A 22,717-nucleotide genomic window follows, 5' to 3' on the forward strand; every position below is an offset into this window, starting at 1 on the left:
AACCGCAGGAGGAAATCGCCCCGGCCGCAGCGCCCGGACCGTCAGCCGGCCTCCGCGGCCCTGAGCTCGCGCCACTCGCGCGGCGAGACGCCGTACGCGGCCCGGAAGACCCGGCTGAAATGGGTCGGGTTGACGAAGCCCCACCGCTGGGCGATCGCCGACACGGTCGGGGCGGTCCGGCTGCGGCGTCCCAACTCCCGGGCGCAGGCGTCCAGTCGACGCCGCTGGACGAGCCGGCTCACCGTCACCCCTTCGTCCTCGAAGAGCCGGTGCAGGTACCGCACGGAGACGTGGTGGGCCCGGGCGATCGACTCGGGCGACAGCTCCGGGTCGCACAGGTGGTGGTCGATGTGCTCCCGCACCCGGCGGACCAGGTGGCCGTTCCGGGCGCCGGGCTGCTCGGCCGCCCGCACGGCGGCCAGTTGGGCCACGAGCGTGCTCACCACGTCGGCGACGCTTCCGGCCAGCCGGTCACCGACCGGGGCCGGGTAGGCGTGCGCGGACGTGGCGAGGGTGCCGAGGAACGGCAGCAGCACCGGCCCGCACCCCTCCGCCGGGCCGACGGCCGTACCCGCCACCTGCCGCAGCTCGCGCTCGGGCACGCCCAGCAGCCGGCGCGGCAGGTGGAACAGGTGGGTACGGAAACGCTCCGGGTAGTCGACCGCGTACGGCCGCGCCGTGTCGTACAGGACCAGCCCGCCCTCCGGCACCTCCGCCCGGCGCCCGTCCTGCTCCAGCACGGCCCGGCCCGCGACCTGGACCCCGACCCCCACCTGCGGCTCGGCCCGCGGGGAACCGGCGATCAACGCCGCCGTACGGGAGACCCGCACCGAGTCCGCCTCCAGCGTCGAGATCCGGACGTACCCGAGCCGGTGCGCCGTCAGCCGCCCGTCGAACGGCCGCCCGGCGCGCGGGACGACCTCCACCGGCACCAGCGTCCGCGACACCGCGCCGCCCCAGAACTCCGCCTTCTCCGCGTCCGGAACCGACCCCGTCGTCACCTGCACATCCATCGGGCCGCCCTTCCGTTGCACTCCCAGGACGCCAGCCTGATCCGGGGGCCGGCGGGCGGCTTAGGTCATCTGACTGCCCGGCTGCCGCGGTGCACCCCGGGACCGGCCGGGTGCACGGAGAGCACGGTCAGTCGTCGCCGAGGGCGAGCGCGAGGGCGGCCCGCGAGGTGATGCCGAGCTTGGGGAAGACCTTGTACAGGTGCGCGCCGACCGTCCGGGGCGACAGCCGGAGCAGCAGGCCGATCTCCTTGTTGCTCAGGCCGGTGGCGGCCAGCCGGGCGATCCGCAGCTCCTGCGCGGTCAACCCCGCCGTCTCCGGTGCCACCGCGCCCGGCGACGGCGCCAGTTGCTCGCCGGCGGCCCGCAACTCCTCCTCGCACCGCTGCACCCAGGGACCGGCCTCCAGCCGGAGGAACACGTGGCGCGCCGCCCGCAGCGCCTCCCGGGCCCCGGGCCGGTTGCGGCGGCGCAGCCACGAGCCGTGGGCGAGCCGCAGCCGGGCCAGCTCGAAGACCCAACTCTCCGCGCCCGGCACGGCGTACGCGGCCCGGTAGGCGGCCTCGGCGTCCTCGTCGTCGGCGGCCAGGGCGGTGGCGGCCGCCAGCAGGAAGGCGTGCCGGCCGGAGATCTCCGCGGAGCCCGCGGCCCGCCCCGCCGCGGCCTGCGCCCGGGCCTCCGCGCGCCGTCCCGTGTACACGGCGGCCGTCACCAGGTCGAGGACCAGCGCGTGGCGCCAGGGCGGGCCGTCCAGCGGACGGCCGGGCGGGGTGAGCTCCCCGAAGTGCGCGTACGCCTCCTCGTACCGCCCGTGGGCGAGCGCGGCCAGACCGCGTAGGTGGGCCAGCCGGTCGAGCACGAACCGCATCCGGGCGCGGGTCGCGGCCGGCCTGATGATCCGTTCGACCTCGTGCAGCCCGGCCTCGTCGCCCCGCGCGGCCAGGAAGTGCGCGTAGTACTGACGGAACATCAAGGCGTTGCAGTGGTAGCCGAGTTCGTCCGCGCTCTCGGCCTCGCGGCGGCACACCTCGGCCTGGTCCCAGCGCCCGAGCAGGTAGTCCTGGTGGCACCTGGCCTTGGCCACCGAGCCCTGGGTGGCGTAGCCGTGCAGCCCGGTGGAGCGCCGCCACAGGTCGCTCTCCGGGCTGTCGAGCGCCGAGGCGGTCCACAGCAGGAGCCAGGCCGCGCCCGCCTCCTGCTCCTGCGTCATGCCCACGGTCACCGCCCGCAGCGCCTCGAAGACCCCCGGGCCCGGGTCGGTCCAGGCCCGCAGGCAGAGCCGGCCCGCCTCGGAGACGTTCTCCCGGTGCCGCTCCAGCGCCCGCCACGCCCAGGGGTCGTCGGTGTACGTGGCGGCCAGCAGCAGCTTGAAGTAGGCCTGTTCGACCAGCCCGAAGGTGTCGGCGCCGGGCGCCGTCAGCGCGTCGAGGACCCCGGGCAGCAGAGCGGTGGACGACGCGAAGTCGATGTGGTGGCTCTGGTCGGCGTAGACCACCGCGTACGCGAACAGCGGCGCGACGTCCTCCGGCACCGGGCCGGCCTTCAACTCCTCGACCAGGGCGGCGCTGTGCCGCAGCTGACCGCCCCGGGCCGCCATCACCGCGGCCCAGGCGAGCCGGCGAGCGCGGTCGGCCGGATCGGGGCTGAGCGCGGCGGCGCGTTCGAGCAGGAGCGCCCCCTCCGCGTCACCGCCGCGGCGGGCCAGCCCGCGGCCGACCTCCTGGAGCCGCTGCGCGAGGCCCTCCTCCGGCACCTGCGCGGCCGAGGCCTCGTGGACCAGCCGCCGGGGGTCCTCCGGCGCGAGGGAGTCGGCCAGCGCCCGGTGGGCCTCCCGCCGTTGGGCGTCCGAGGCCGCCGCGATCACGGCGGTGCGGACCAGCGGGTGCCGGAACACCAGCCGCCCACCGGCGTCGAGCCGGGCCAGGCCATCCGCCTCGATCCGCTCCAGGGCGTCCCGAAGACCCTCGCCCTCACCCACCCTCGGCAGCACCCGGCTGCTGAAGTCCGCACCGGTCGCCAGCGCGCCCATCAGCAGGAGCCGCGCGGCTTCCGGCGTCGCCGCGCCCAGCCGCTCGGCGAACAGCCGCTCCAGATCACGCCCCAGCGGGAGGCGGTCCGGCAGCGGGACGAGACCCCGCCGCTGGGCCTGGGCCAGTTGCCGGGGCAATTCCACCAGCGCCAGCGGGTTCCCGGCCGCCTCTGCCAGGACCCGGTCCGTGGTCGCCGCCGCCAGCTCGGGGTAACAGACCCTCAGCAGCAGGGTCGCATCCGCCGGGGACAGGGCCGCCACCTCGACCGGTTCGGCCGACCACGTCTGCGCCGCCGGGCCGCCGGGGCGGCTGGCCCCGACGATCACCAGGGGCAGCTCGGCGCAGCGCCGACCCAGGAAGGCGAAGACCGCTGCGCTCGACGAGTCGACCCAGTGCAGGTCGTCGAGGGCCAGCAACACCGGGGCGGCCTGCGCCGCCCCGTCCAGCAGCGCCAGCGTGGCGGCCCCCACGGCGAAGCCGCTCGGCGTCCCGGCCCGCGCGCCGAGCGCGCTCTCCAGGGCGCCGCGCTGGTGGTCGGACAGGGCGAGGGCTGCGCGCTGGGGGTCGGACAGGGCGAGGGCTGCGTGCTGGGGGTCGGACGGGGTGCCGGAGCGCTGGAGCAGAGACCAGAGCGCTTGGTGCAGCGCCCCGAACGCGAAGTCGGTCTCCGCGTCGTTGCCGACCGCCCGCAGCACGGTGAATCCCCGCTCGCGGGCCGCGCGCTCCACCCAGGCCAGCAGCGTGCTCTTGCCGACGCCGGCGTCACCCCGCAACAGCACCGCGGAGCCACCCCCGGCACCCTCGGCCCGGGCCAGCGCCGCGGTCAGCAGCTCCGTCTCGCGCAACCGCCCGACCAGGTCCTGACCCTGCCCGTCCTCCGCCACTCTCGTTCTCCCCGGGGTAGGCCGGCTTGCTCACTTCCCCGGCCGACCAAGGCTATCGTCCGTCCGTGCCTCCCGGGAGACCGATGGGTACCGGTATCGCCCGATCCGTCCACCGCTGGAACAGGTGTGGGCGAACGCCGTTCGGGGCTACCGGAGTTGCGTCGCGGTGCGGACGAGTCCGGCGACGGCTCGGGAGCGGCTGTGCGGTGGCCAGGCGATCACGGTGGTGACCGACGGGGCGTCCAGGACGGGGACGGCGGCGAGGTCGGCGTGGAGTTGGGTCCGGCAGGACTCCGGTGAGACCGCGCAGGCCCGGCCGAGTGCGACGAGTTGCAACAGCTGGGCGTGGTCGCGGACCTGGGGGCCGGGGCCGGGCGGGTAGCTGCCGTCGGGGTCGGGCCAGCGCGGCAGGGGCAGGCCCGGCAGGTCGGTGATGTCGGCCAGGTGCACGTGAGCCCGGGCGGTGAGCGGATGCCCGGCCGGCAGGACCACGACCTGGCCCTCGGTGCTGAGTTCCTCGGTGTGCAGCCCGGCCGTCGAGTCGAACGGACGGTGCAGCAGCGCCACGTCGGCGCGGCCCTCGCGCAGGAGCCGTCCCTGCTCGGCCGGGCCGCACAGGATGACGTCGACGGGGACCGCGCCGGGTTCGGCGGCGTACGCGGCCAGCAGTCTCGCCAGCAGCTCGCTGGACGCGCTGGCCTTCGTGACCAGGACCAGGCCGGGCCGGCCGGTCGCCGAGAGGGCGGCACGGCGGGTACGGCGCTCGGCCGCATCGACCGCGTCGAGGGCCGCCCGGCCCTCGGCCAGCAGCACCGAGCCCGCCTCGGTCAACGCGACACTGCGCCTGCTGCGGTCCAACAGGACGGCCCCGAGCCGACGTTCGAGCTGCTGGATGGCCCGCGACAGCGGCGGCTGCGCGATCCCGAGCCGCTGCGCGGCCCGTCCGAAGTGCAACTCCTCAGCGACAGCGACGAAGTAGCGCAGTTCCCGGGTCTCCATCCGGCCACGCTACCCCCGATCAATACCCTGACGGTATCTCAGCCCACCCGATCGGTCTTGGACCCCCGCCGGGCCGCGAGGGCAGCATGGTCCCCATGAGCGAACGAACGATTGCGCTGGTCACCGGCGCGAACAAGGGCATCGGCTACGAGATCGCCGCGGGCCTCGGTGCCCTCGGCTGGAGCGTCGGCGTCGGCGCCCGCGACGACCTGCGCCGCAAGACCGCGGTGGAGAAGCTCCGCGCGGCCGGCATCGACGCGTTCGGCGTACCCCTGGACGTCACCGACGACGCCAGCGTGACCGCCGCCGCCCGACTGATCGAGGAACAGGCCGGGCGCCTCGACGTCCTCGTCAACAACGCCGCCATCACCGGCGGCATGCCCCAGGAACCCACCCGGGTCGATGCCGCCACCATCCGGACGGTCGTCGAGACCAACGTGATCGGCGTCATCCGCGTCACCAACGCGATGCTGCCGTTGCTGCGACGCTCCGCCTCCCCGCGGATCGTGAACATGTCCAGCAGCGTCGGCTCCCTCACCCGGCAGGCAGCGGGCGCCGGTGAGCAGACGGTCGGTCCGGTCGCCGCGGCGTACTCGCCGTCCAAGACGTTCCTGAACGCCGTCACCCTCCAGTACGTCCGGGAGTTGAGCGGCACGAACATCCTGATCAACGCCGCCTGCCCCGGCTACGTCGCGACCGACCTCAACGGCTTCCGCGGCATCCGCACCCCCGAACAGGGCGCCGCCATCGCCATCACCCTCGCGACCCTGCCCGACGACGGCCCGACCGGCCAGTTCTTCGAGGACGCAGGCCCCGTGCCCTGGTGACGCCCACGGCGGGCGATCGCCCACGGGGGCCCGGTGGGCTACGGCTGGCAGGATGACGGGCCTTTGCCATCCCGTGAGCGGCCTACCGCCGGACCGGGCCCCGCCTCGCCGTCCGTCACCCGCGGAGCGATCGACCTGCTGGGACCGGGGCTGTCGAGAGGGAACAGGTGCCGGAGGACCGTTCCGGCCTGCGGCTGGTTGGCTTGCCGGTCGGGGGTGCCGTTTCGCTGCTGGGTCAGGGGCGGGTGGTGGGGTGGTGCCAGCCGTTTTCGAGGAGGTCGAAGGCGGTGTCCACGGCCTGGTCGGGATCGGCGGCGCGCTGGGCGAGGGCGGAGGTCTCCAGCGCGAAGTGGGCGAGGGCGGCGCTGCGCGGGTCGCCGGGCGGGGCGCCGGTGTCGGTGGCGATCGCGTGGGCGAGGGCGTCCTCGTGGCGCATCCACATGCGGTGGGCGTAGGCGCTGAGCGCGGGGGTCTCGCGGACCAGGTCGAGGAACCGGGTGAACCGGGCGTCGGAGCCCGCGGCGTGGATGCGGACGCGTTTGACGTGTTCGCGCAGGGCCTGGGGGATGGTGGTGCCGGGCGCGCGGTCCCGGACGGCGGCGATGAGCGCGGCCTCCTGGTCGGCCTCCTCGTCGAAGACCAGGGCCTCCTTGCTCGGGAAGTGCTTGAGGAGCGTGGTGGTGGACACGTCGGCGGCCTCGGCGACGGCGTGGAGGGTCACCGCGTCGTAGCCGTGCGCGAGGAAGAGGTCGAGGGCGGCGTCGGCGAGTGCCTGCCGGGTGGCGGCCTTCTTCCGCTCGCGGCGGCCCGGGGGAGTCGTCATGCCGCCATCATACAGAAAGCTGTTCCACTCAAAAAGTTGCATCGTTGCACTTTCTTGATGGGTGTGCTTTCGTGGCAGCGGAGGGACGCCGGGTCGTCCCGGCCGCCCTTCGCTGCCGCCCGCGGCGCGGGCCCGAAGCATCGCGAACCGAGGAGCCTCACCATGAACCCCGCCACCGCCCGTATCGCGGTCATCGGCGCCGGACCGGCCGGCCTGGCGACGGCCCGGATCCTGCAGCGGCACGGCATCGGCGTCACCGTCTACGACCTCGACGCCTCGCCCACGGCCCGCAGCCAGGGCGGCACCCTCGACATGCACCCCGACAGCGGCCAGCACGCCCTGCGCGCCGCCGGCCTGTGGGACGCCTTCACCGCCCTCGCCCGCCCCGAAGGCGAGCAGATGCGCCTGGTGAACCGGGACGGCGCCGTCGTCCTGGACACCGCACCGCCCGGCGGCGGACCCGGGAACCCCGAGATCGACCGCGGCCAGCTCCGCGACCTCCTGCTCGACTCCCTCGCCCCGGGCACGGTGCAGTGGGGCCGCAAGCTGGAGCGCGCCGAGCCCCTCGGCGAGGGTCGCCACCGCCTCCACTTCGCGGGCGGCGACACCGTCGAGTCCGACCTGCTGGTGGGCGGCGACGGCGCCTGGTCTCGGGTGCGGCGCCTGCTCAGCGACGCCGAACCCGTCTACACCGGGGTCACCTTCGTCGAGACCGGCCTCAACGACGCCGACACCCGCCACCCCGACCTGGCCGCCCTGACCGGCGACGGCACCATGATGGCCCTCGACGACAACCTCGGCTTCGTCGCCCAGCGCAACAGCGGCGGCCACATCCGCACCTACGTCGGCATGCGCACCCCCGAGGACTGGCACCGCCGGGCCGGCATCGACCTCGCCGACCCCGCCGCCGTCCGGGCCGCACTCCTCCACCGCTTCGCAGGATGGGCGCCGTCGCTGCTCGGCTACATCACCGACACCGACACCGGGTACGTCAACCGCCCCCTGTACGCGTTGCCCGTTCCCCACGCCTGGACCCACACCCGAGGCGTCACCCTCCTCGGCGACGCCGCCCACCTGATGTCGCCGTTCTCCGGCATGGGCGCCAACCTCGCCATGCGCGACGGCGCCGACCTCGCCCGGGCCCTGATCGACCACGACGACCTCGACGCCGCCGTCACCGCCTACGAGAACATCCTCCTGCCACGCTCCGTCGCAGCCGCCGAGGGCGCCGCCGAAGGCATCGACGGAGCCTTCGCCCCCGACAGCGCCGAACAGACCCTCGCCCACATGACCGCCCACCACTGACACCCCGGACCCTGCTACGGCCGGTCGCCGCCCGGAGCACGCCACGGACCCGGGGTCAGCGTCGCGCGCCGGCTCTTGGTGCTGGCGAGCCGTGAGCCGAGTCCGACGCCGACGAGGTTCTCGCCGCCGGGCCGGTGGTGACCGGCTCCAACTGCTCGCGGTGGGGCCTCACTTGAGCCTTGCGTTGCCTACCGGTCGGCGCACTGGGGGAGCGTGCGGCGATGCTTTGGGTGAGCCGGTCGGCCTGCGGCTGCGCGCGGCGGCCGACTGTGCCGAAGCGCGCTGCGTGACGCGTCCGCCCGCAGGCCCGCGCCGGGACCGTCCGACCGGTGCTTTCCCCTGAATACCTGTCAGAGCACCCTGCGGGGTGGTCCTGGCGCATCGTGAGCTGGGGCGGTGCTGTCGTCGACGGGGGCTCGGCTGGGTCCCGGGATTCCACTCGGTCGGGTGAACAGTCGCAGGGATCGTATACAGACAGCATGGATCTGAATACGCTGCGCAACGACGCCGGGGCCGCTCGTGGTACCCGGTGTGCCTGCGTGAAGGGATCCTCAGCGTGTTCCGCACCCGTCTGCCCGCCACCGTCCGTACGGCCGTGGCCGCCGCGACCGCCCTCACTGCCACCCTGTCGGTGTTCGTCCCGAGCGCCGCGGCGCGGCCGGGCGTCCGCGCCGTGCCGAGCTATGTCGCGCTCGGTGACTCGTACAGCGCCAACGTGTTCGTCCGCCCCTGGGACGCGAGCGACGGCTGCGGCCGCTCCTACCGGAACTACCCGCACCAGGTCGCCGCCGAGTTGGGGCTGGACCTCACGGACGTGACGTGCGGCGCGGCCGAGGTGCACGACGGGATCCTGGCCCCGCAGCCCTCCCACAAGCTGCTCGGCCCGCCGACCACCCCGCCGCCCGGCGGCTGGCCGGCCAAGCCCGCGCAACTCGACGCGCTCAGCCCGACCACGGACGTCGTGAGCGTCGGCATCGGCGGGAACACCCTCGGCTTCGGCGAGATCGTGACCCAGTGCCTGGAGCGCGGACTGACCACGCTGGGCTTCGGCACCCCGTGCACGAAGCACTACACCCAGGGCGAGGGCAAGGCCTGGCTGGACGCCAAGTTCGCCCAACTCGACCACGAGTACGGCGAGATGATGAACGCGATCCACGACCGGGCACCCAACGCGCGGGTCCTCGCCGTCGGCTACCCGGCGATCGTCCCCACCAGCTCCGGCTGCACGTGGGGCGTGTGGCGGCAGCTGGGCACCGTCGCCAAGGGCGACATGCCCTGGCTCGACGGCCTGGAGCGGCGACTCAACCAGCTGATCGCCGACCACGCCGCCGACGCCGGCGCGACGTACGTCGACACCTACTCCTCCAGCGTCGACCACGGGGTCTGCGCGGGCGAGCAGAAGTGGATGTACGGCGTGAAGGACGACCTCACCGGCGACGGTGACCAGACCGATCCGCCGGCCGGCTTCTGCCGCGACATCCCAGGCAACGGCGAGACGTGCACCTTCGTCCACCCCAACGCCCTGGGCGCGGACAACCAGGCCCGCCAGGTCGCCGCCGCCCTCTCGGGCCAGGGCCGCTGAACACCCGCCCGGTTCCGGGGAGTGTCCGGCCTGTGCGCTCCCCGGAACCGGGCGACCCGCCTCGTCACCTCGGCTGGGTGGATGTACGGCCTGGACGCACACAGCCGGGGCGGGGCGTTGGGGGACGTCTCGATCTCTGCCAGCTCGGTGTCCGTTCGGCACCGGGCTGTCTTGCCCACCGCTGAACGCCTCCTCCGCAGGTGCGCGCAAACTCGGTGCCGGGCCGGCGCAGTGATCGGTTAGAGTCCGCACGGAGTTGGACCCGGCACCACCGGGCGGGGAGAAGCCGCACCCGGGTCGTATCCAGGGGGAGAGACCAGATGATCAGGACCGGACGTACGTTCCTCGCTGCCACGGCTGCCGTGGTCGCACTGACCGCCACCGCCACCGGCTGCGGCACCAAGGTCACCGGCGACAACGGGGCGGCCCCGAGCGCCGCGGGCAGCGGCTCGGCGGCCACCGGGCAGGCTGCCGAGCTGACGCCCGCCGCTCTGCTCAAGCTGGCGGGGGAGAAGACCAGCGCGGCCAAGTCCGCCAAGGTCGACGCGGTCACCGAGGTCGGTGCCGCGAAGACCAGCATGAAGGGCGCCATCTCCTGGGACCACGGCTTGCAAGGCGAGTTGACCGGGACCGCCGACGCGATGGCCAAGGCCGCCGCCAAGTTCGGCGGGGACGGCACCTTCACCGCCCGCTACCTCAGCGACGCGATGTACATCAACATGGGCGACGGGTTCGCCAATCAGCTCGGCGGCGCACACTGGATCAAGTACGACTACGCGAACCTCGCCAAGACCATGGGCGCCGCGGGCGAAGGCCTCAAGAACCAGCTGCAGAACGCCGACCCGGTCGCCTCGATGCAGGCGCTGATCGCCTCCGGCAAGGTCAGCAAGGCCGGGACCGAGCGCGTGAACGGCGTCCAGACCACCAAGTACGCCGGCGACCTCGCGGCGGCCGACCTCACCCAGGCTGCCGCCCAGGGGCTGACCAAGGAGCAGGTCGACGGCCTCCAGCGGCAGTTCACGACCGCCGGCATCACCACCGAGCACATCGAGATCTGGGTCACCGCCGACCTGCTGCTGGTCAAGCAGGTCCAGCAGTTCGCGACCAAGGCCGGCCAGTGCACCGCGACGGCGTCCTACTCCGACTACGGGACCCCGGTCGCGACCACCCCTCCGAGCGCGAGTGACACGATGGACTTCGCCCAGCTCCTGCAGAGCTCGATGGCCGGCAGCTGACCCCGCGAACCCGGCGGCCCGTCCACGCCTTTGCGCGGCGGGCCCCGCCGCGGCTGACCACGTCGGTCAGCGAGGCCGCAGCCCGGCGAAGACGACGTCGAAGATCCGCTGCTGGGCCGCGGGGTCGGCTCCGAGGTGCTCCATCGTCGTACTGGTGCCGGCCAGCAGGGCGATGAGTTCCGGTAGTTCGAAATCTGGGCGGACCGCGCCGGCCTGCTGCGCCCTGTCCAGTAGCCCGGCCAGCTGCGCCCGGATCTGGTCGCTGGACTCCCGCAGCGGCGCGTGCGCGTCCACGCCCGCTGCCGCTAGCGCTTGGGTGAACTCGTTCTTGCCCGCGGACTGCTCGATCACCAGGCGGAAGCAGGCGAAGAAGGCGTCGGCGGGCTCGGAGTCGGCGGCCAGCTGCGCGGCCCGGGTGGCGATCGCCTCCAGCCTGCGCACCATGACGGCCTCCAACAGCGCTTCCTTGGTGGGGAAGTGCCGGAAGAGGGTGCCGACGCCGACGCCGGCGGCGCGGGCGATCTCTTCGGTCGGCACGCCGACGCCACGGGTGGTGAACACCTCCGTGGCGACGTCCAGCAGCTTGGCCCGGTTGCGGGCCGCGTCCGCCCGCAGCGGGCGCTCGTTGGTGCCGCTCATCGCTCCTGCCCTTTCCCATCGACATCGACCGCAGAGCGGTAGCTGGACAACCGGAGTGGCCAGTCCGTATCGTTGAAAGCGGACTAGCTAGTCCTATTCTAGTGGCGGATCCGCTGGGGGTTGATCATGTCCGAAACGCTGTCACCGCGCGAGGTCTTCCAGAAGCTGCTCGACGGCATCGGCGGAGGGCGGTTCTCGGAGCTGGCCGGGCTCTACGCCGAGGACGCCGTGGTGGAGACCGTCTTCCAGCCGATCGGACCGCGCCGGTTCGAGGGGCGGTCCGTGCTCGAGGAACGGTTCGCGGAAGTCGCCGCGCACAGTCCCCTCGCGCTGACCCCGAAGAACGTGGTGATCCGGGAGACCGACGACCCCGAGGTGATCGTCGCCGAGTGGGACTACCAGGTGCACCACCGGGTGACCGGGCGGACCTTCGAGTCCGCCAACATCCAAGTGCTGCGGGTCCGCGACGGCGTGATCGTCCACAGCCGTGACTTCCACGACCACCTGGCCTTCATCGTGGCGGGCGGTGCCTTGCCGCAGCTGGTGGCGGCACTGGAGGGCGAGTGAGGTCTCGTTGCTCGACTCGATGGCCTGGCGCAACTCCCTGACTGGCTGCTGTGACCCGGCCCGCTCGGCCCTGCCCTTGCGAGCCGGGTGCAGCATGGTTAGCCGTGGCCTGCGGACGTTCGGCTCGTTGGACCATCCGTGGTGGGGACTGCGGCCTCCCGGGCGGCGTTCGCTTCGGCGAGGCTCTGTCCTCGGTGATGCCGAGCGCCACCAGCAGTTCCTGCTGCTCCTCGGCTCAGCTACCGCGGGCGGGCGGGCGGTGTATGCGCTGGCAGGTGGCAGGTGGCAGGTGGCAGGTGGCAGGTGGGCCGAGCACCAGTGCGGGGGTCGGTCTCCGCCAGCACGCGCCGCCGCTCTGGCGCGGGTACGCCCGGGTGCGTGGCTTCAGGACTTCGTCCTGTGCTCGCGGTGCGGCGGTACTACGCTGCCGAGTGGGGCGGATGATTGACGGTTCGTCAGGGGCGGTGGGGCTGCGGGTGGACGCTGGAGACACGGAAGCGCAGGGTGGGCCCGGTCCGGCGGATGCCGCAGGCTCGGGTGCGTACGTCGCGCGGGACGTGTCGGTCTCCGCGGACAACGGTTCGGTCGCGGCGGGCCGCATCGACGGGTCGGTGACGATCAACAACAACTACCCGCCGGCACCGGCGTCGGTGTGGCGGCCGGTGCGGGTGGGGATGGTGCCTGCGCTGGCATCGGCGTTCCAACCCCGCCACGGATTGCGGGAGTTGGTCGACCGTGCGCGGGAGCGCAACGGCACCGTGGGGTTGACGCAGGTGCTGTCCGGCGGCGGAGGTGTCGGCAAGTCGCAGCTCGCCGCCTCGTACGCGCAGCAGGCCCACGCGGAGGGTGTGGACGTGCTGGTGTGGGTGGACGCGGCGGAGACCTCTCGGATCGTCGCCGCGTACGCCGAGGCCGCCGGGAAGGTCAAGGCGCTCGGTGCCGCAGGCGTGGACGCGGAGGGCGACGCGGCCCGGTTCCTGGAGTGGCTGACCGTCACCGACCGTTCGTGGCTGGTGGTTCTGGACGACCTGACCGATGTCGAGGGTGCGGGGCCGTGGTGGCCACGCCCGCCCGCTGCGGGTGGGAGCGGTCGGGTGCTCGCGACCACGCGGCGGCGCGGGGCGTTGCTGTCGGGTGCGGGCCGCGCCCTCGTCGACGTCGGCCTCTACTCGAAGGGTGAGGCCCTCGACTACCTGCGCGACCGTCTCGGTGCCGCCGATGCCGTCCACCTCCTGGACCGAGACGCAGGCGACCTGACCGAGGCGCTCGGCCTGCTGCCGCTGGCGCTCTCCCACGCCGCCGCCTACGTGATCAACGAGGCCGTCACCAGCACCGACTACCTCCGTCTGTTCACCGACCGGGACTCCCGCCTGGACGTCCTGCTGCCGACCGGCGCGGACACCGACGCCTACGGCCGCCAGGTCACGACCTCCCTGCTCCTTGCGCTCGACGCCGCGCAGCGGCGCGAACCCGTAGGCCTGGCGGTTCCCGCGGTCCGGTTCGCCGCGCGCCTCGACCCCGCGGGCCACCCCCTCCAGCTGTGGACCACCGCAGCCGTCACCGACTACCTCACCGCCCAGCGCACCCCGCACCCCGACGCCCCCGCACTCGGCCCGGTCACCCCTGACCAGGCCCGCGCCGCCCTGCGCCTGCTCCACCACTACGCCCTGCTCACCAGCGACTCCCGCGACGGCCACCGCGCGGTGCGCATGCACGCCCTGACCGCGCGCGCCGCCCGGGAGACCGCCCCCGATGCCGATGCCCCCACGACCTATCAGGCGGTCGCCAACGCCCTTGCGGAGATCTGGCCCAGGCACACGCACACCACACCCGACCTGACCGCCGTCCTGCACGCCAACACCGACGTCCTCGCCGCCGGCGCCGGAGCAGTGCTTCAACAGCCCGACGGCGAGCTCGCCGTGCTGCGCGAGGCAGGCCGCACGCTGATCGACGCGGGCCTGTACGCCGCCGCCGTCACCTACTGGCTGCGCCTGGCCGCCGACACCGAGCGGCTGCTGGGCGGCCAGCACCCGGCCACCCTCACCGCCCGTGGGAACCTCGCCGCCTCCTACACGCAGGCGGGCCGCACTCGTGAGGCGATCGTGTTGCAGGAGCGGGTGCTTGCCGATCGTGAGGGGTTGCTGGGCGACAGGCACCTCCACACCGTCACCGCCCGCGGCGACCTCGCTCTCGCCTATGCGCAGGCGGGCCGTACCGCTGAGGCGATCGCGTTGCAGGAGCGGGTGCTCGCCGATCGTGAGGGGTTGCTGGGCGATGGGCATCTCGACACTCTCACCGCCCGCGGCGACCTCGCCGCCTGCTACTGGGAAGCGGGCCGTACCGCTGAGGCGATCGTGTTGCAGGAGCGGGTGCTGGCCGATCGTGAGCGGTTGCTGGGCGACCAACACCCCCACACCCTCACCGCCCGCGGCGACCTTGCCCTCTCCTACTGGCAGGCGGGTCGTACCGGCGAGGCGACCGACCTGATCGAGCCGGTGCTCGCCGACCGCGAGAGGCTGCTCGGCGACCAACACCCGCACACCCTCACCGCCCGCCGCATCCTCGCGGCCTGTCTCTGGCAAACGGGCCGCCGCAGCGAGGCGGTCGACCTCATGGAGCGGGTCTTCGCGGACCGCGAGCGGGCGCTGGGCGCCCTGCACCCCGACACCCTCGCCGCCCTCAAGACCCTCTCCTTCGCCTACTGGCAGACCGGGAACTACAGCAAGGCGGTCGACACACAGGAGTGGTTGAACGCCCGAGGCGCCGGCACCGCCTGAACGGCGCGCCCCACGACGTCGACGGCGCCTGCCGAGCCGCAGTTCGTCGCCGCGTCAACGGCAGCAGCCCGTCGAGGCTCGTAGAAGATGATGCCTGGTCAGGGACATCAACACCGCGGCTCGGCAGGCAAGGCGAACGAGGCGCCCAGGAGGCTGCGCGGGACGTCCTGGCCGCGTTCGGCGTGCTGCAGGTCGCCACGGTCGGCCACATGCGGCCCGCCAGGGAAGTGCGGCTTCACGCCGGCTCAGTGATCAGTCGCCACCTTGTCGGCGACGAATCCCGGGGGAGCTGACGATCAGGCCCACGGCCGAACCTGCTTGCGGAGCGGCACGTCACCCCCCGACGGCACGACGGAATGCCCGAAGGCTCAAATGATCCTCAATTTTTAGAGGTTAATTCGGTTTTTGGGTTACGAATCCAAGGCGTTACGTATTAGCTTCCCTCGCATTGCGCGCTATCACCCCCGCGTCGCGCAGAGAGGCAGCAGAAGACGGATGACCACCCACACCCCCCTTTCCCCGCCGGCGACCCCGCCCGGGACGCCGGATCCGAACCACCTCAAGGCCGGGCTGAAGAACCGCCACCTGTCCATGATCGCGATCGGCGGCGTGATCGGCGCCGGCCTGTTCGTCGGCTCCGGCGCCGGCATCGCCGCGACCGGCCCGGGCATCCTGCTCTCCTACACGCTGGCCGGTGCGCTGGTGGTGCTGGTGATGCGGATGCTCGGCGAGATGGCCGCGGCCGACCCGCAGTCCGGCTCGTTCTCGGCGTACGCCGACCGCGCGCTGGGCCGATGGGCGGGCTTCACGATCGGCTGGCTGTACTGGTTCTTCTGGGTCGTGGTGCTCGCCGTCGAGGCGACCGCGGGTGCGAAGATCCTGCACAACTGGATGCCGGGCGTCCCGCAGTGGGGCTTCGCGCTGATCGTGATGGCGGCGCTGACCGCGACCAACCTGTTCTCGGTCGCCTCGTACGGCGAGTTCGAGTTCTGGTTCGCCGGGATCAAGGTGGTCGCGATCGGCGCCTTCCTGGTGGTCGGCGCGCTCGCCGTGTTCGGCGTGCTGCCGGGGACCCACGCGGTCGGCACGGACAACCTGCTGCACCACGGCGGCTTCCTGCCGCACGGCGTCGGCGCGGTCTTCACCGGCATGCTGACCGTGGTCTTCGCCTTCATGGGCAGTGAGATCGTCACCCTGGCCGCCGGCGAGTCGCCCGACCCGGGCCGCGCGGTCAGCAAGGCCACCAACAGCGTGATCTGGCGGATCGGCGTCTTCTACCTGGGCTCCATCCTGATCGTGGTCACCCTGCTGCCGTGGGACTCCGCCGACGTCTCGTCCAGCCCGTACGTCGCCGTGCTGAAGCACGCCGGCCTGCCCGGCGCCGCGCCGCTGATGGACTTCATCGTGCTCACCGCGGTGCTCTCCTGCCTCAACTCCGGGATGTACACCGCCTCCCGGATGGCCTTCTCGCTGGGCAAGCGCGGCGACGCGCCCAAGGCGTTCGCCCGGGTCACCGGCCGCGGCGTGCCGCGGACCGCGATCCTCGCCTCGGTGGTGTTCGGCTTCGTCGCGGTGTTCTTCAACTACACCTCCCCGAAGACGGTGTTCAGCTTCCTGCTGAACTCCTCCGGCGCGGTGGCGCTCTTCGTCTGGCTGGTGATCTGCGTGTCGCAGCTTCGGATGCGCCGGATCCTCGAGCGCGAGTCGCCGGAGAAGCTGACCGTGCGGATGTGGCTGTACCCGTATCTGACGTGGGTCGCCATCGGCCTGGTCGTCTTCGTGCTCGGCTACATGTTCACCACCGCCGACGGCCGCGAGCAGATGATCCTCTCGCTCGTCGCCGCTGCCGTGGTGCTCGTCGCCGCTCGGATCGTCGGCGCCCGCCGCCGGGCCGCCGCCCGCGACTGACCTCGCGCCGCACCCGCGACGGCACCCGCCGGAAGGCGGGTGCCGTCCGCGTCATCGGCCCAATGCCGAGCGCGTCGTCCGTCGCGCCGACGACGGTCGCCGGACCCGTCCGTCAGCGCAGGAGCTCCACCGTCGGGAACGCCGCGCTCGGGCGGGGGACCCGTGACGCTCCGTCCCTCGATGCGCAGCAAGCGGCCCCACCACCTGCCCGGTGCCGCTCGCACCGCCCGGCGCTGCGGGAGGTCGCAGCCATGACGAGCCAGTTCCGGCAGCTCGCCGCCCCGCCGGAGGCGCCGTTCGCCGCAGGCCCCCGACGCCCGCACACCTGGTCGGCCGACGCCCTGTGCAACCCGCCGTCAGCGCCGCGCCGTGCCTGAGCACCTCGTACCGCCGATGGGCCTCAACCGGCCCGCGTGCGCCGCCGTCCTGCACCGATGCGCAGTGCCCTGCGCCACCGCGGGTTCGGTGGCCGGGTCGCGTCGGTCCATGGGGCGCGCGGTCCGTCCTGTCGTGGGGCTGGAAGCCCCGGGTCGGCAGTCCCGCCGTCCGCTCAGAAGGCGGAGTGGGCGGTCCAGTGGGCCAGCAGCTCGTCGTCCCCCTGCACCTCGAAGCGGTCGGCCGACCGGTCCAGCCGGCCGTAGAGGAGGAGCAGCAGGTCCGCAGCGGTGCCCCGGACCGTCGCGTCGGCACGCCCACCGGCGTCGGCGTCCCCGACCTGCGGATCGAGCCCGAAGCCGTCGGGGCGCAGCCGGACCAGCCAGTCCCCGTCGCCGTCGGTGCGGGTGAAGCGGATGGTCCGGTCCGCGCCCCGCAGGGCGGCCGTTCCGGGGGCGAACCCGGCGGCGAAGGGCAGGTTGATCAGGAACTCGGAGACGCCGTCGGCGGCCAGCACCGGGTCGATGTCGGGGTCCAGGCCCAGTGCGAGGTCGGCGTCGACGCGGTGCACCAGGGTCTCGAACAGCATCCGGCGCACCCAGAACCGGGCGTGCTGGTCGGCGCCCCAGGCCCACATCGGCGCGTCGAGGTCGGCCGAGGCGAACTCCGCGCCGGCCTGCGCCGCGGCCTCGGCCAGCCAGTCGGGGTAGCCGTCCGGCGTGGGCGGCAGGTGCAGGTCGACGTCCCTGCTGCGCGGCGCCTCCTGGATTCTCTGCCGCAGCAGGACGGTGAACCAGCGCTGCACGCTGCCGGTGTGGCGCACCAGGTCGGTCAGCGTCCAACCGGGGCAGGTGGGCACCGAGGTGTTCCGGTCGGCGGTCCGGACGGTGGCGACGAAACGCGCGGTCTCGGCCGCGATGCCGGCGGCGTGGTCGGCGGGGGTGGTCACGGGATCGTTCTCCGGGGTGGTCGGTCGGCTCGGACGGGGGTTGCCGGCTCAGGCGAGGGGCTTGTCGACGACGGCCTTGGCGTGGCTGAACGTGTCGATGGAGTACTCGCCGTGGTAGCGGCCCATGCCGCTCTCGCCGACGCCGCCGAAGGGCAGGTCGGGCATGGCCAGGTGGGAGACGGGCAGGCCGAAGGAGAGCGCGCCGGAGGACGTCTCCTCGACCAGCCTCCGCTTGGTCCGCTCGGACTCGGTGAAGGCGTAGAGGGCGAGCGGCTTGTCGCGCTCGTTGATGAAGGCGATCGCCGCGTCGAGGTCGGGCACGGCGACGATCGGCAGGATCGGGCCGAAGATCTCCGCACGCATCACCGGCGCATCCGGGGAGACGTCCGCGAGGACGGTCGGGGCGAGGTAGCGCTCGCCCCGGTCGTGGCCGCCGCCGGTGACGACTCGCCCGTTGTCCAACAGCGCGGCCAAGCGGTCGAAGTGGCGGTCGTTGACGATCCGCCCGTACTCGGGATCGGCGGCGGGGTCGTCGCCGTGCAGTTCGCGCACCGCGTCGGCCAGGTGCTTCTCCAGCGCGACGGCGCTCTCGCCGATGGCGAGGACGTAGTCGGGGGCCACACAGGTCTGGCCGGCGTTGAGGAACTTGCCCCGGGCGATCCGCTGAGCGGTGGCCGCCAGGTCGGCCCCGGGCTCGACCACGACGGGGCTCTTGCCCCCGAGCTCCAGGGTGACCGGGGTGAGGTGGCGGGCGGCGGCCGCCATCACGATCCGGCCGACCGCACCGTTGCCGGTGTAGAAGATGTGGTCGAACCGCTGCTCCAGCAGAGCGGTGGTCTCGGGGACGGCGCCCTCCACCACGGCCACCGTGTCCGAGCCGAGGTAGCGCGGCAGCAGCCGGGCCATGGCGGCGGACGTGGCGGGGGCGAGCTCGCTGGGCTTGAGGACCACCGTGTTGCCGGCCGCCAAGGCTCCGACCAGCGGGGCCAGCGCGAGCTGCAGCGGGTAGTTCCACGGCGCGATGACCAGGACCACGCCCAGCGGGTCGCGGACCACGCGGGCTTCGGCGGGCTGGAAGAACCCGGGGACCTCGGCGGGCTTCGGCCGGAGCCACTCCTCCAGGTGCGCGACGGTGTGGTCGAGCTCGTTCAGCGTGAATCCGATCTCGGTGCGGTACGCCTCCGCCGCGCTCTTGCCGAGGTCGGCGGCCAGCGCCTGCTGGAACGCCTCGGCCTGCTCGGTGAGCAAGGACCGTAGGGCCGCGAGCCGGTCCAGGCGCTGGGCGAGGGGTTTCGTCCGGCCGCTGTCGAAGGTGGCGCGCAGGCGGGCGATCAGGGCGGGGATGTCTGCCGCGGCGGGGGTCGGGGTGTGCGTCATGAGGGTCTCGCGGTCCTTCCAGGGGCTTGAAGGCCTAGATGGTTGATGCCTTCAAGTAATTTCGACGGTAGACCTCGATGGTTGATGATGTCAACTAATCTCCCTATGCTGGACCCATGCGCCAGACGCCCCGGCCCGCACCAGCGCCCTCCTCCGAAGAGCTGATGGAACGGCTCGCGCGGGTGGCGGCGGCCTACTACCGCCACTTCGCCGCGGTGGCCGCCGGGCGCGGGCTCACCCTGATGCAGGGCAAGACGCTCAGCCTGCTGGTCCGCCCCCGGCCCATGCGCGCCCTCGCCGACCTGCTGGCTTGCGACGCCTCCAACGTCACCGGCATCGTCGACCGGCTCGCGGCCCAGGACCTCGTCCGCCGTGAGGCCGACCCGGCCGACCGTCGGATCAAGAACATCGTGCTGACCGAGCAGGGCGAGCGCACCGTCCGCCACATCCGAGCCGAGCTGATGTCCGGGCTCACCGCCCTGGAACGCCTCACGCCCGACGAGCGAGACACCTTGCACACCTTGCTGGGGCGCGCCTTCCCCGAGACCGCCGCCCCTCAGGGCGGGACGCTCTCCGGCGGATCGTGACGGCACGGTGCGTCGTAGCGGGCCGCCGGTGACCTCGGTCTGGCTGAGTGATCGACAGCTCCACCATCGCGCTTGGGAGTTCAGTAGTGTGCGGGGCGTCGAGTGTGCGGCAGGGTCCGCAGGTGGCGCGAGCGCCGTTCGGAGGAGCTGGCTATGGACGCGCAGACCGGAACGTCCCGCTGGCCTCTCGTCGGACGGGACGGAGAGCTGGCGCTCTTCCAGCGGGAGTGGGCGGATCGGCGGTGCCAGGGGGTGGTGGTGTGCGGGCCGGCGGGTGTGGGGAAGTCGCGGGTGGCCGATGGCTGCCTGGACCGTGCCTCGGCTCTCGGCTACCGGACCGTACGTGCGACTGCCACGGCGGCCGCCGCCGCGGTGCCCCTCGGGGCGATTGCGCACCTGGTACCGGCCGAGGTCGACCTGTCGGACCCGGTCCGGGGATTCGGCCAGGTCGCTGCCGCGCTGGCCGGACCGCAGCGGCGCCGATGGGCGGTACTGATCGATGACCTGCACCTGTTGGACGCGACCTCGGCGGTGCTGCTCCGGCAACTCCTGGACGCCGGCGTGGTGCGGCTGATCGGTACGGTGCGCACCGGGGAACCGGTCAGCGAAGCGGTCGATGCCCTGACCGGCTCGGACGCGGTGTCCCGGATCGACCTCGCCGAACTGGACGAGCAGCAGAGTCACCACCTGCTGCGGGAAGTGCTCGGCGGGCCGGTCGGGCACCGCACCCTGCATCACCTGTACGCCGTTTCGAAGGGCAACGTGCTCTACCTGCGCGAGTTGGTGCTCGGTGCCCTGCAGGCCGGGACCCTGGCCGGCCGCGGCAGGATCTGGGAACTGACCATGGACCCGCCCGCGGCCACGCCCAGGCTGACCGAGCTGATCAGAGCCCGTCTCCTGGGGACGGATGCGGCCGCACTCCCGGTGCTGGAACTGCTGGCGCTGTGCGAACCGGTACCGCTGGCCGACGCCCAGGCGATCGCCTCACTGGACGTGCTGACCGGCCTGGAAACGGCGGGCCTGATCCAGGTGACCGCATCGCGGCGCCGCACGGTCGTGCAGCTGGCTCACCCGCTCTACGGAGAGGTGCTCCGCACCGGCATACCCACCCTGCGCCGTCGCACCCTGCTGCTCGGTCAGGCCGAACGCACCCAGGCCCACGGTGCCCGCCGCCGCGACGACGCACTGCACCTGGCCACCTGGCAGCTGACCGCCACCGGGACGGCCGCACCCGAACTCCTGGGCCAGGCAGCCAAGTTGGCCCGCCACGCGCACGACTACCGGCACGTGGTCACCCTGCTGCGGGCCCTGCCCGAGGAACACCACACGATCACCACCCGGCTGCTCCTCGGCGAGGCCTACTCGAGCCTGCACATGTTCGAGGAGGCGGAGGCGGTCCTGTCCCGCGCGAGCGACACCGCGGAAGGCGAGGCGGAGCGGATCGTCACCATCCGCACCCGCGCCCTGACCCTGCTGCTGAGCGGACGCACGAGCGACGCGCTGGAGGTGAACCGGTGGGGCAGCGAAGGCAGCAGCAGCGAGGTGGGGAAGAAGGCCTTCCGGGCCAACGAGGGCTACATCCGGTGCCTGACCGGAGAACCGGTTCCAGGACTGAGCCTGCTGGAATCACTGACCGATCTCGAGAGCGAGATCGACTCCGCCCACATCCTCGACGTGTGGCTGGTCGGCGCACTCTGCAAGACCCTCGCCCTGGCCTGGGTCGGTCGGACCTCCGACGCGGTGCACTCCGCCGACCGGGCCTACGCGACCCACCTCCGGATGGACGAGAAGGCGCTCTTCCAGCACCCGTCCGTCCAACTCCACGGACTCACCGTGGCGTTGACCGAGGCCGGGGAGCTGTCCCGCGCACGCACCATCGGCCGGGAGGCGATCTCCCAGGCGGTTGCCGCCGAATCGCCCGTCAACTACCTGTGGGCGAGCTTCTTCACCAGCCGCACCGAGCTGGCCGCCGGCCACCTGGGCGAGGCGCGCGACCTGTTCGCGGCGGCGGCCGCGGAGGCGCACGCGCAGGACGTCGGGCTCGGTACCCGGCTGATGGACTCCCTGCTCGCCGCCGTCCACGTCCAGCTCGGCGAAGTCCCCGCCGCCGAAGCGATCATCGCGGAGAGCCTCGACCATCCGATGATGGGAATGCTCCCGGGTGAGGAACGCCTGGGCGAGGCGTGGGTGCAGGCCGGCCGCGGCGACCTCGGACAGGCCCGGGCGATCCTGGCCCGGGCCGCCGCGTCGGCGAGGGAGGCCGGTCACACGGCGTCGGAAGCGCTGCTCCTGACGGACATCGCCCGGCTCGGCGGTGCGCGGGAGGTCGCCGACCGCCTGGCCGAGCTCGCGGAGCGGTGCGACGGAGTGCTCACCCCGGCCAGGGCGCGCCTGGCCCGTGCGCTGGCCGCCGAGGACCCCGACCTGCTCCTCGCCTCGGCGGAAGAACTCGAAGCCGTGGGAGCGGACCTGCTGGCCGCCGAGGCCGCTACCGCCGCAGCCACGCAGTGGACCCGGGCGGGGGAGTCCCGCCGCGCCGCCCACGCCACCACCCGGGCCACCGCCTGTGCGGCCCGGTGCCGGGGCGCGAGCACGCCACTGCTCGCGGCGGCCCCGGCCACCGCCGCGCTCACCGCCCGGGAAAGGGAGATCGCCCTGCTGGCCGCGGCCGGCACGTCGAGCAAGGACATCGCCGCCGCCCTCCAGCTGTCGGTACGCACCGTCGACAACCACCTCCAGCGCAGCTACGCGAAGCTCGGCGTCACCACCCGCCGTGAGCTCGCCGTCATCCTCGGCGACTGACGCCGAAGTTGAGTAGTCGTTACTCACGCGCCGCGGTCTGA

At 73.2% G+C, this 22,717-nt stretch carries 17 protein-coding genes; 10 read left to right on the top strand and 7 right to left on the bottom strand.

The window, feature by feature from the left end; translation table 11 throughout:
- Positions 1 to 41: 41 nt before the first annotated feature.
- From AB0K51_RS14810 to AB0K51_RS14820, 3 genes are all read right to left on the bottom strand, one after another.
- A complete protein-coding gene (locus AB0K51_RS14810) occupies positions 42 to 1,001 on the bottom strand; it encodes a helix-turn-helix domain-containing protein (protein WP_363454378.1) in 960 nt (319 codons plus the stop codon).
- Between the two features lie 139 nt (positions 1,002 to 1,140).
- Positions 1,141 to 3,924, bottom strand: coding sequence for a BREX system ATP-binding domain-containing protein (locus AB0K51_RS14815; RefSeq protein ID WP_363454380.1), 2,784 nt, complete (start codon positions 3,922 to 3,924; stop codon positions 1,141 to 1,143).
- Positions 3,925 to 4,071: 147 nt separating this feature from the next.
- Positions 4,072 to 4,923 carry a LysR family transcriptional regulator gene (locus tag AB0K51_RS14820; protein ID WP_363454382.1) on the bottom strand — a complete coding sequence of 284 codons (852 nt, stop codon included), beginning with the start codon at positions 4,921 to 4,923 and terminating at the stop codon, positions 4,072 to 4,074.
- Positions 4,924 to 5,018: 95 nt separating this feature from the next.
- Here AB0K51_RS14820 and AB0K51_RS14825 point away from each other — a divergent pair, with 95 nt between their 5' ends.
- Positions 5,019 to 5,750, top strand: a complete 732-nt coding sequence (locus tag AB0K51_RS14825; RefSeq protein WP_363454384.1) for an SDR family oxidoreductase — start codon at positions 5,019 to 5,021, stop codon at positions 5,748 to 5,750.
- 235 nt (positions 5,751 to 5,985) lie between these two features.
- Here the strand turns inward: AB0K51_RS14825 and AB0K51_RS14830 are convergent, their stop codons facing one another.
- Entirely contained in the window at positions 5,986 to 6,573 is a 588-nt protein-coding gene (locus AB0K51_RS14830; RefSeq protein WP_363454386.1) for a TetR family transcriptional regulator, read from the bottom strand.
- Between the two features lie 162 nt (positions 6,574 to 6,735).
- On the opposite strand from AB0K51_RS14830, the gene AB0K51_RS14835 reads away from it, so the two are divergent.
- From AB0K51_RS14835 to AB0K51_RS14845, 3 genes are all read left to right on the top strand, one after another.
- On the top strand, positions 6,736 to 7,878 hold the full coding sequence (locus tag AB0K51_RS14835; RefSeq protein WP_363454388.1) for an NAD(P)/FAD-dependent oxidoreductase: 1,143 nt from the start codon (positions 6,736 to 6,738) through the stop codon (positions 7,876 to 7,878).
- A gap of 556 nt (positions 7,879 to 8,434) precedes the next feature.
- Complete coding sequence (locus tag AB0K51_RS14840; RefSeq protein WP_363454390.1) at positions 8,435 to 9,460, top strand: SGNH/GDSL hydrolase family protein; 1,026 nt, start codon at positions 8,435 to 8,437, stop codon at positions 9,458 to 9,460.
- A 320-nt stretch (positions 9,461 to 9,780) separates the two neighbouring features.
- On the top strand, positions 9,781 to 10,695 hold the full coding sequence (locus AB0K51_RS14845; RefSeq protein WP_363454392.1) for a hypothetical protein: 915 nt from the start codon (positions 9,781 to 9,783) through the stop codon (positions 10,693 to 10,695).
- Positions 10,696 to 10,761: 66 nt separating this feature from the next.
- Here AB0K51_RS14845 and AB0K51_RS14850 read toward each other — a convergent pair whose 3' ends face one another.
- Positions 10,762 to 11,334, bottom strand: a complete 573-nt coding sequence (locus AB0K51_RS14850) for a helix-turn-helix domain-containing protein (protein ID WP_363454394.1) — start codon at positions 11,332 to 11,334, stop codon at positions 10,762 to 10,764.
- 126 nt (positions 11,335 to 11,460) lie between these two features.
- Here AB0K51_RS14850 and AB0K51_RS14855 point away from each other — a divergent pair, with 126 nt between their 5' ends.
- The 4 genes from AB0K51_RS14855 (at position 11,461) to AB0K51_RS14870 (ending at position 16,963) form a co-directional block, all read left to right on the top strand.
- On the top strand, positions 11,461 to 11,901 hold the full coding sequence (locus tag AB0K51_RS14855; RefSeq protein ID WP_363454396.1) for a nuclear transport factor 2 family protein: 441 nt from the start codon (positions 11,461 to 11,463) through the stop codon (positions 11,899 to 11,901).
- A gap of 557 nt (positions 11,902 to 12,458) precedes the next feature.
- Positions 12,459 to 14,678 (top strand): tetratricopeptide repeat protein, encoded by a 2,220-nt coding sequence (locus tag AB0K51_RS14860; protein WP_363454398.1) that lies wholly within the window; start codon positions 12,459 to 12,461, stop codon positions 14,676 to 14,678.
- Between the two features lie 495 nt (positions 14,679 to 15,173).
- Positions 15,174 to 16,586 (top strand): amino acid permease, encoded by a 1,413-nt coding sequence (locus AB0K51_RS14865; protein WP_363454400.1) that lies wholly within the window; start codon positions 15,174 to 15,176, stop codon positions 16,584 to 16,586.
- A 251-nt stretch (positions 16,587 to 16,837) separates the two neighbouring features.
- Complete coding sequence (locus AB0K51_RS14870) at positions 16,838 to 16,963, top strand: hypothetical protein (protein ID WP_363454402.1); 126 nt, start codon at positions 16,838 to 16,840, stop codon at positions 16,961 to 16,963.
- A 173-nt stretch (positions 16,964 to 17,136) separates the two neighbouring features.
- On the opposite strand, the gene AB0K51_RS14875 is transcribed toward AB0K51_RS14870, so the two are convergent.
- Complete coding sequence (locus AB0K51_RS14875) at positions 17,137 to 17,910, bottom strand: maleylpyruvate isomerase family mycothiol-dependent enzyme (RefSeq protein WP_363454404.1); 774 nt, start codon at positions 17,908 to 17,910, stop codon at positions 17,137 to 17,139.
- 48 nt (positions 17,911 to 17,958) lie between these two features.
- Positions 17,959 to 19,287: an aldehyde dehydrogenase family protein gene (locus AB0K51_RS14880; protein ID WP_363454406.1), complete on the bottom strand. Its 1,329-nt coding sequence runs from the start codon at positions 19,285 to 19,287 to the stop codon at positions 17,959 to 17,961.
- Between the two features lie 116 nt (positions 19,288 to 19,403).
- On the opposite strand from AB0K51_RS14880, the gene AB0K51_RS14885 reads away from it, so the two are divergent.
- Together AB0K51_RS14885 and AB0K51_RS14890 are read left to right on the top strand one after the other, a co-directional pair.
- Positions 19,404 to 19,874: a MarR family transcriptional regulator gene (locus AB0K51_RS14885; protein ID WP_363454408.1), complete on the top strand. Its 471-nt coding sequence runs from the start codon at positions 19,404 to 19,406 to the stop codon at positions 19,872 to 19,874.
- Positions 19,875 to 20,027: 153 nt separating this feature from the next.
- Complete coding sequence (locus tag AB0K51_RS14890) at positions 20,028 to 22,676, top strand: LuxR C-terminal-related transcriptional regulator (protein WP_363454410.1); 2,649 nt, start codon at positions 20,028 to 20,030, stop codon at positions 22,674 to 22,676.
- Positions 22,677 to 22,717 lie beyond the last annotated feature (41 nt).

Source organism: Kitasatospora sp. NPDC049285, assembly GCF_040678815.1.
GTDB lineage: Bacteria > Actinomycetota > Actinomycetes > Streptomycetales > Streptomycetaceae > Kitasatospora.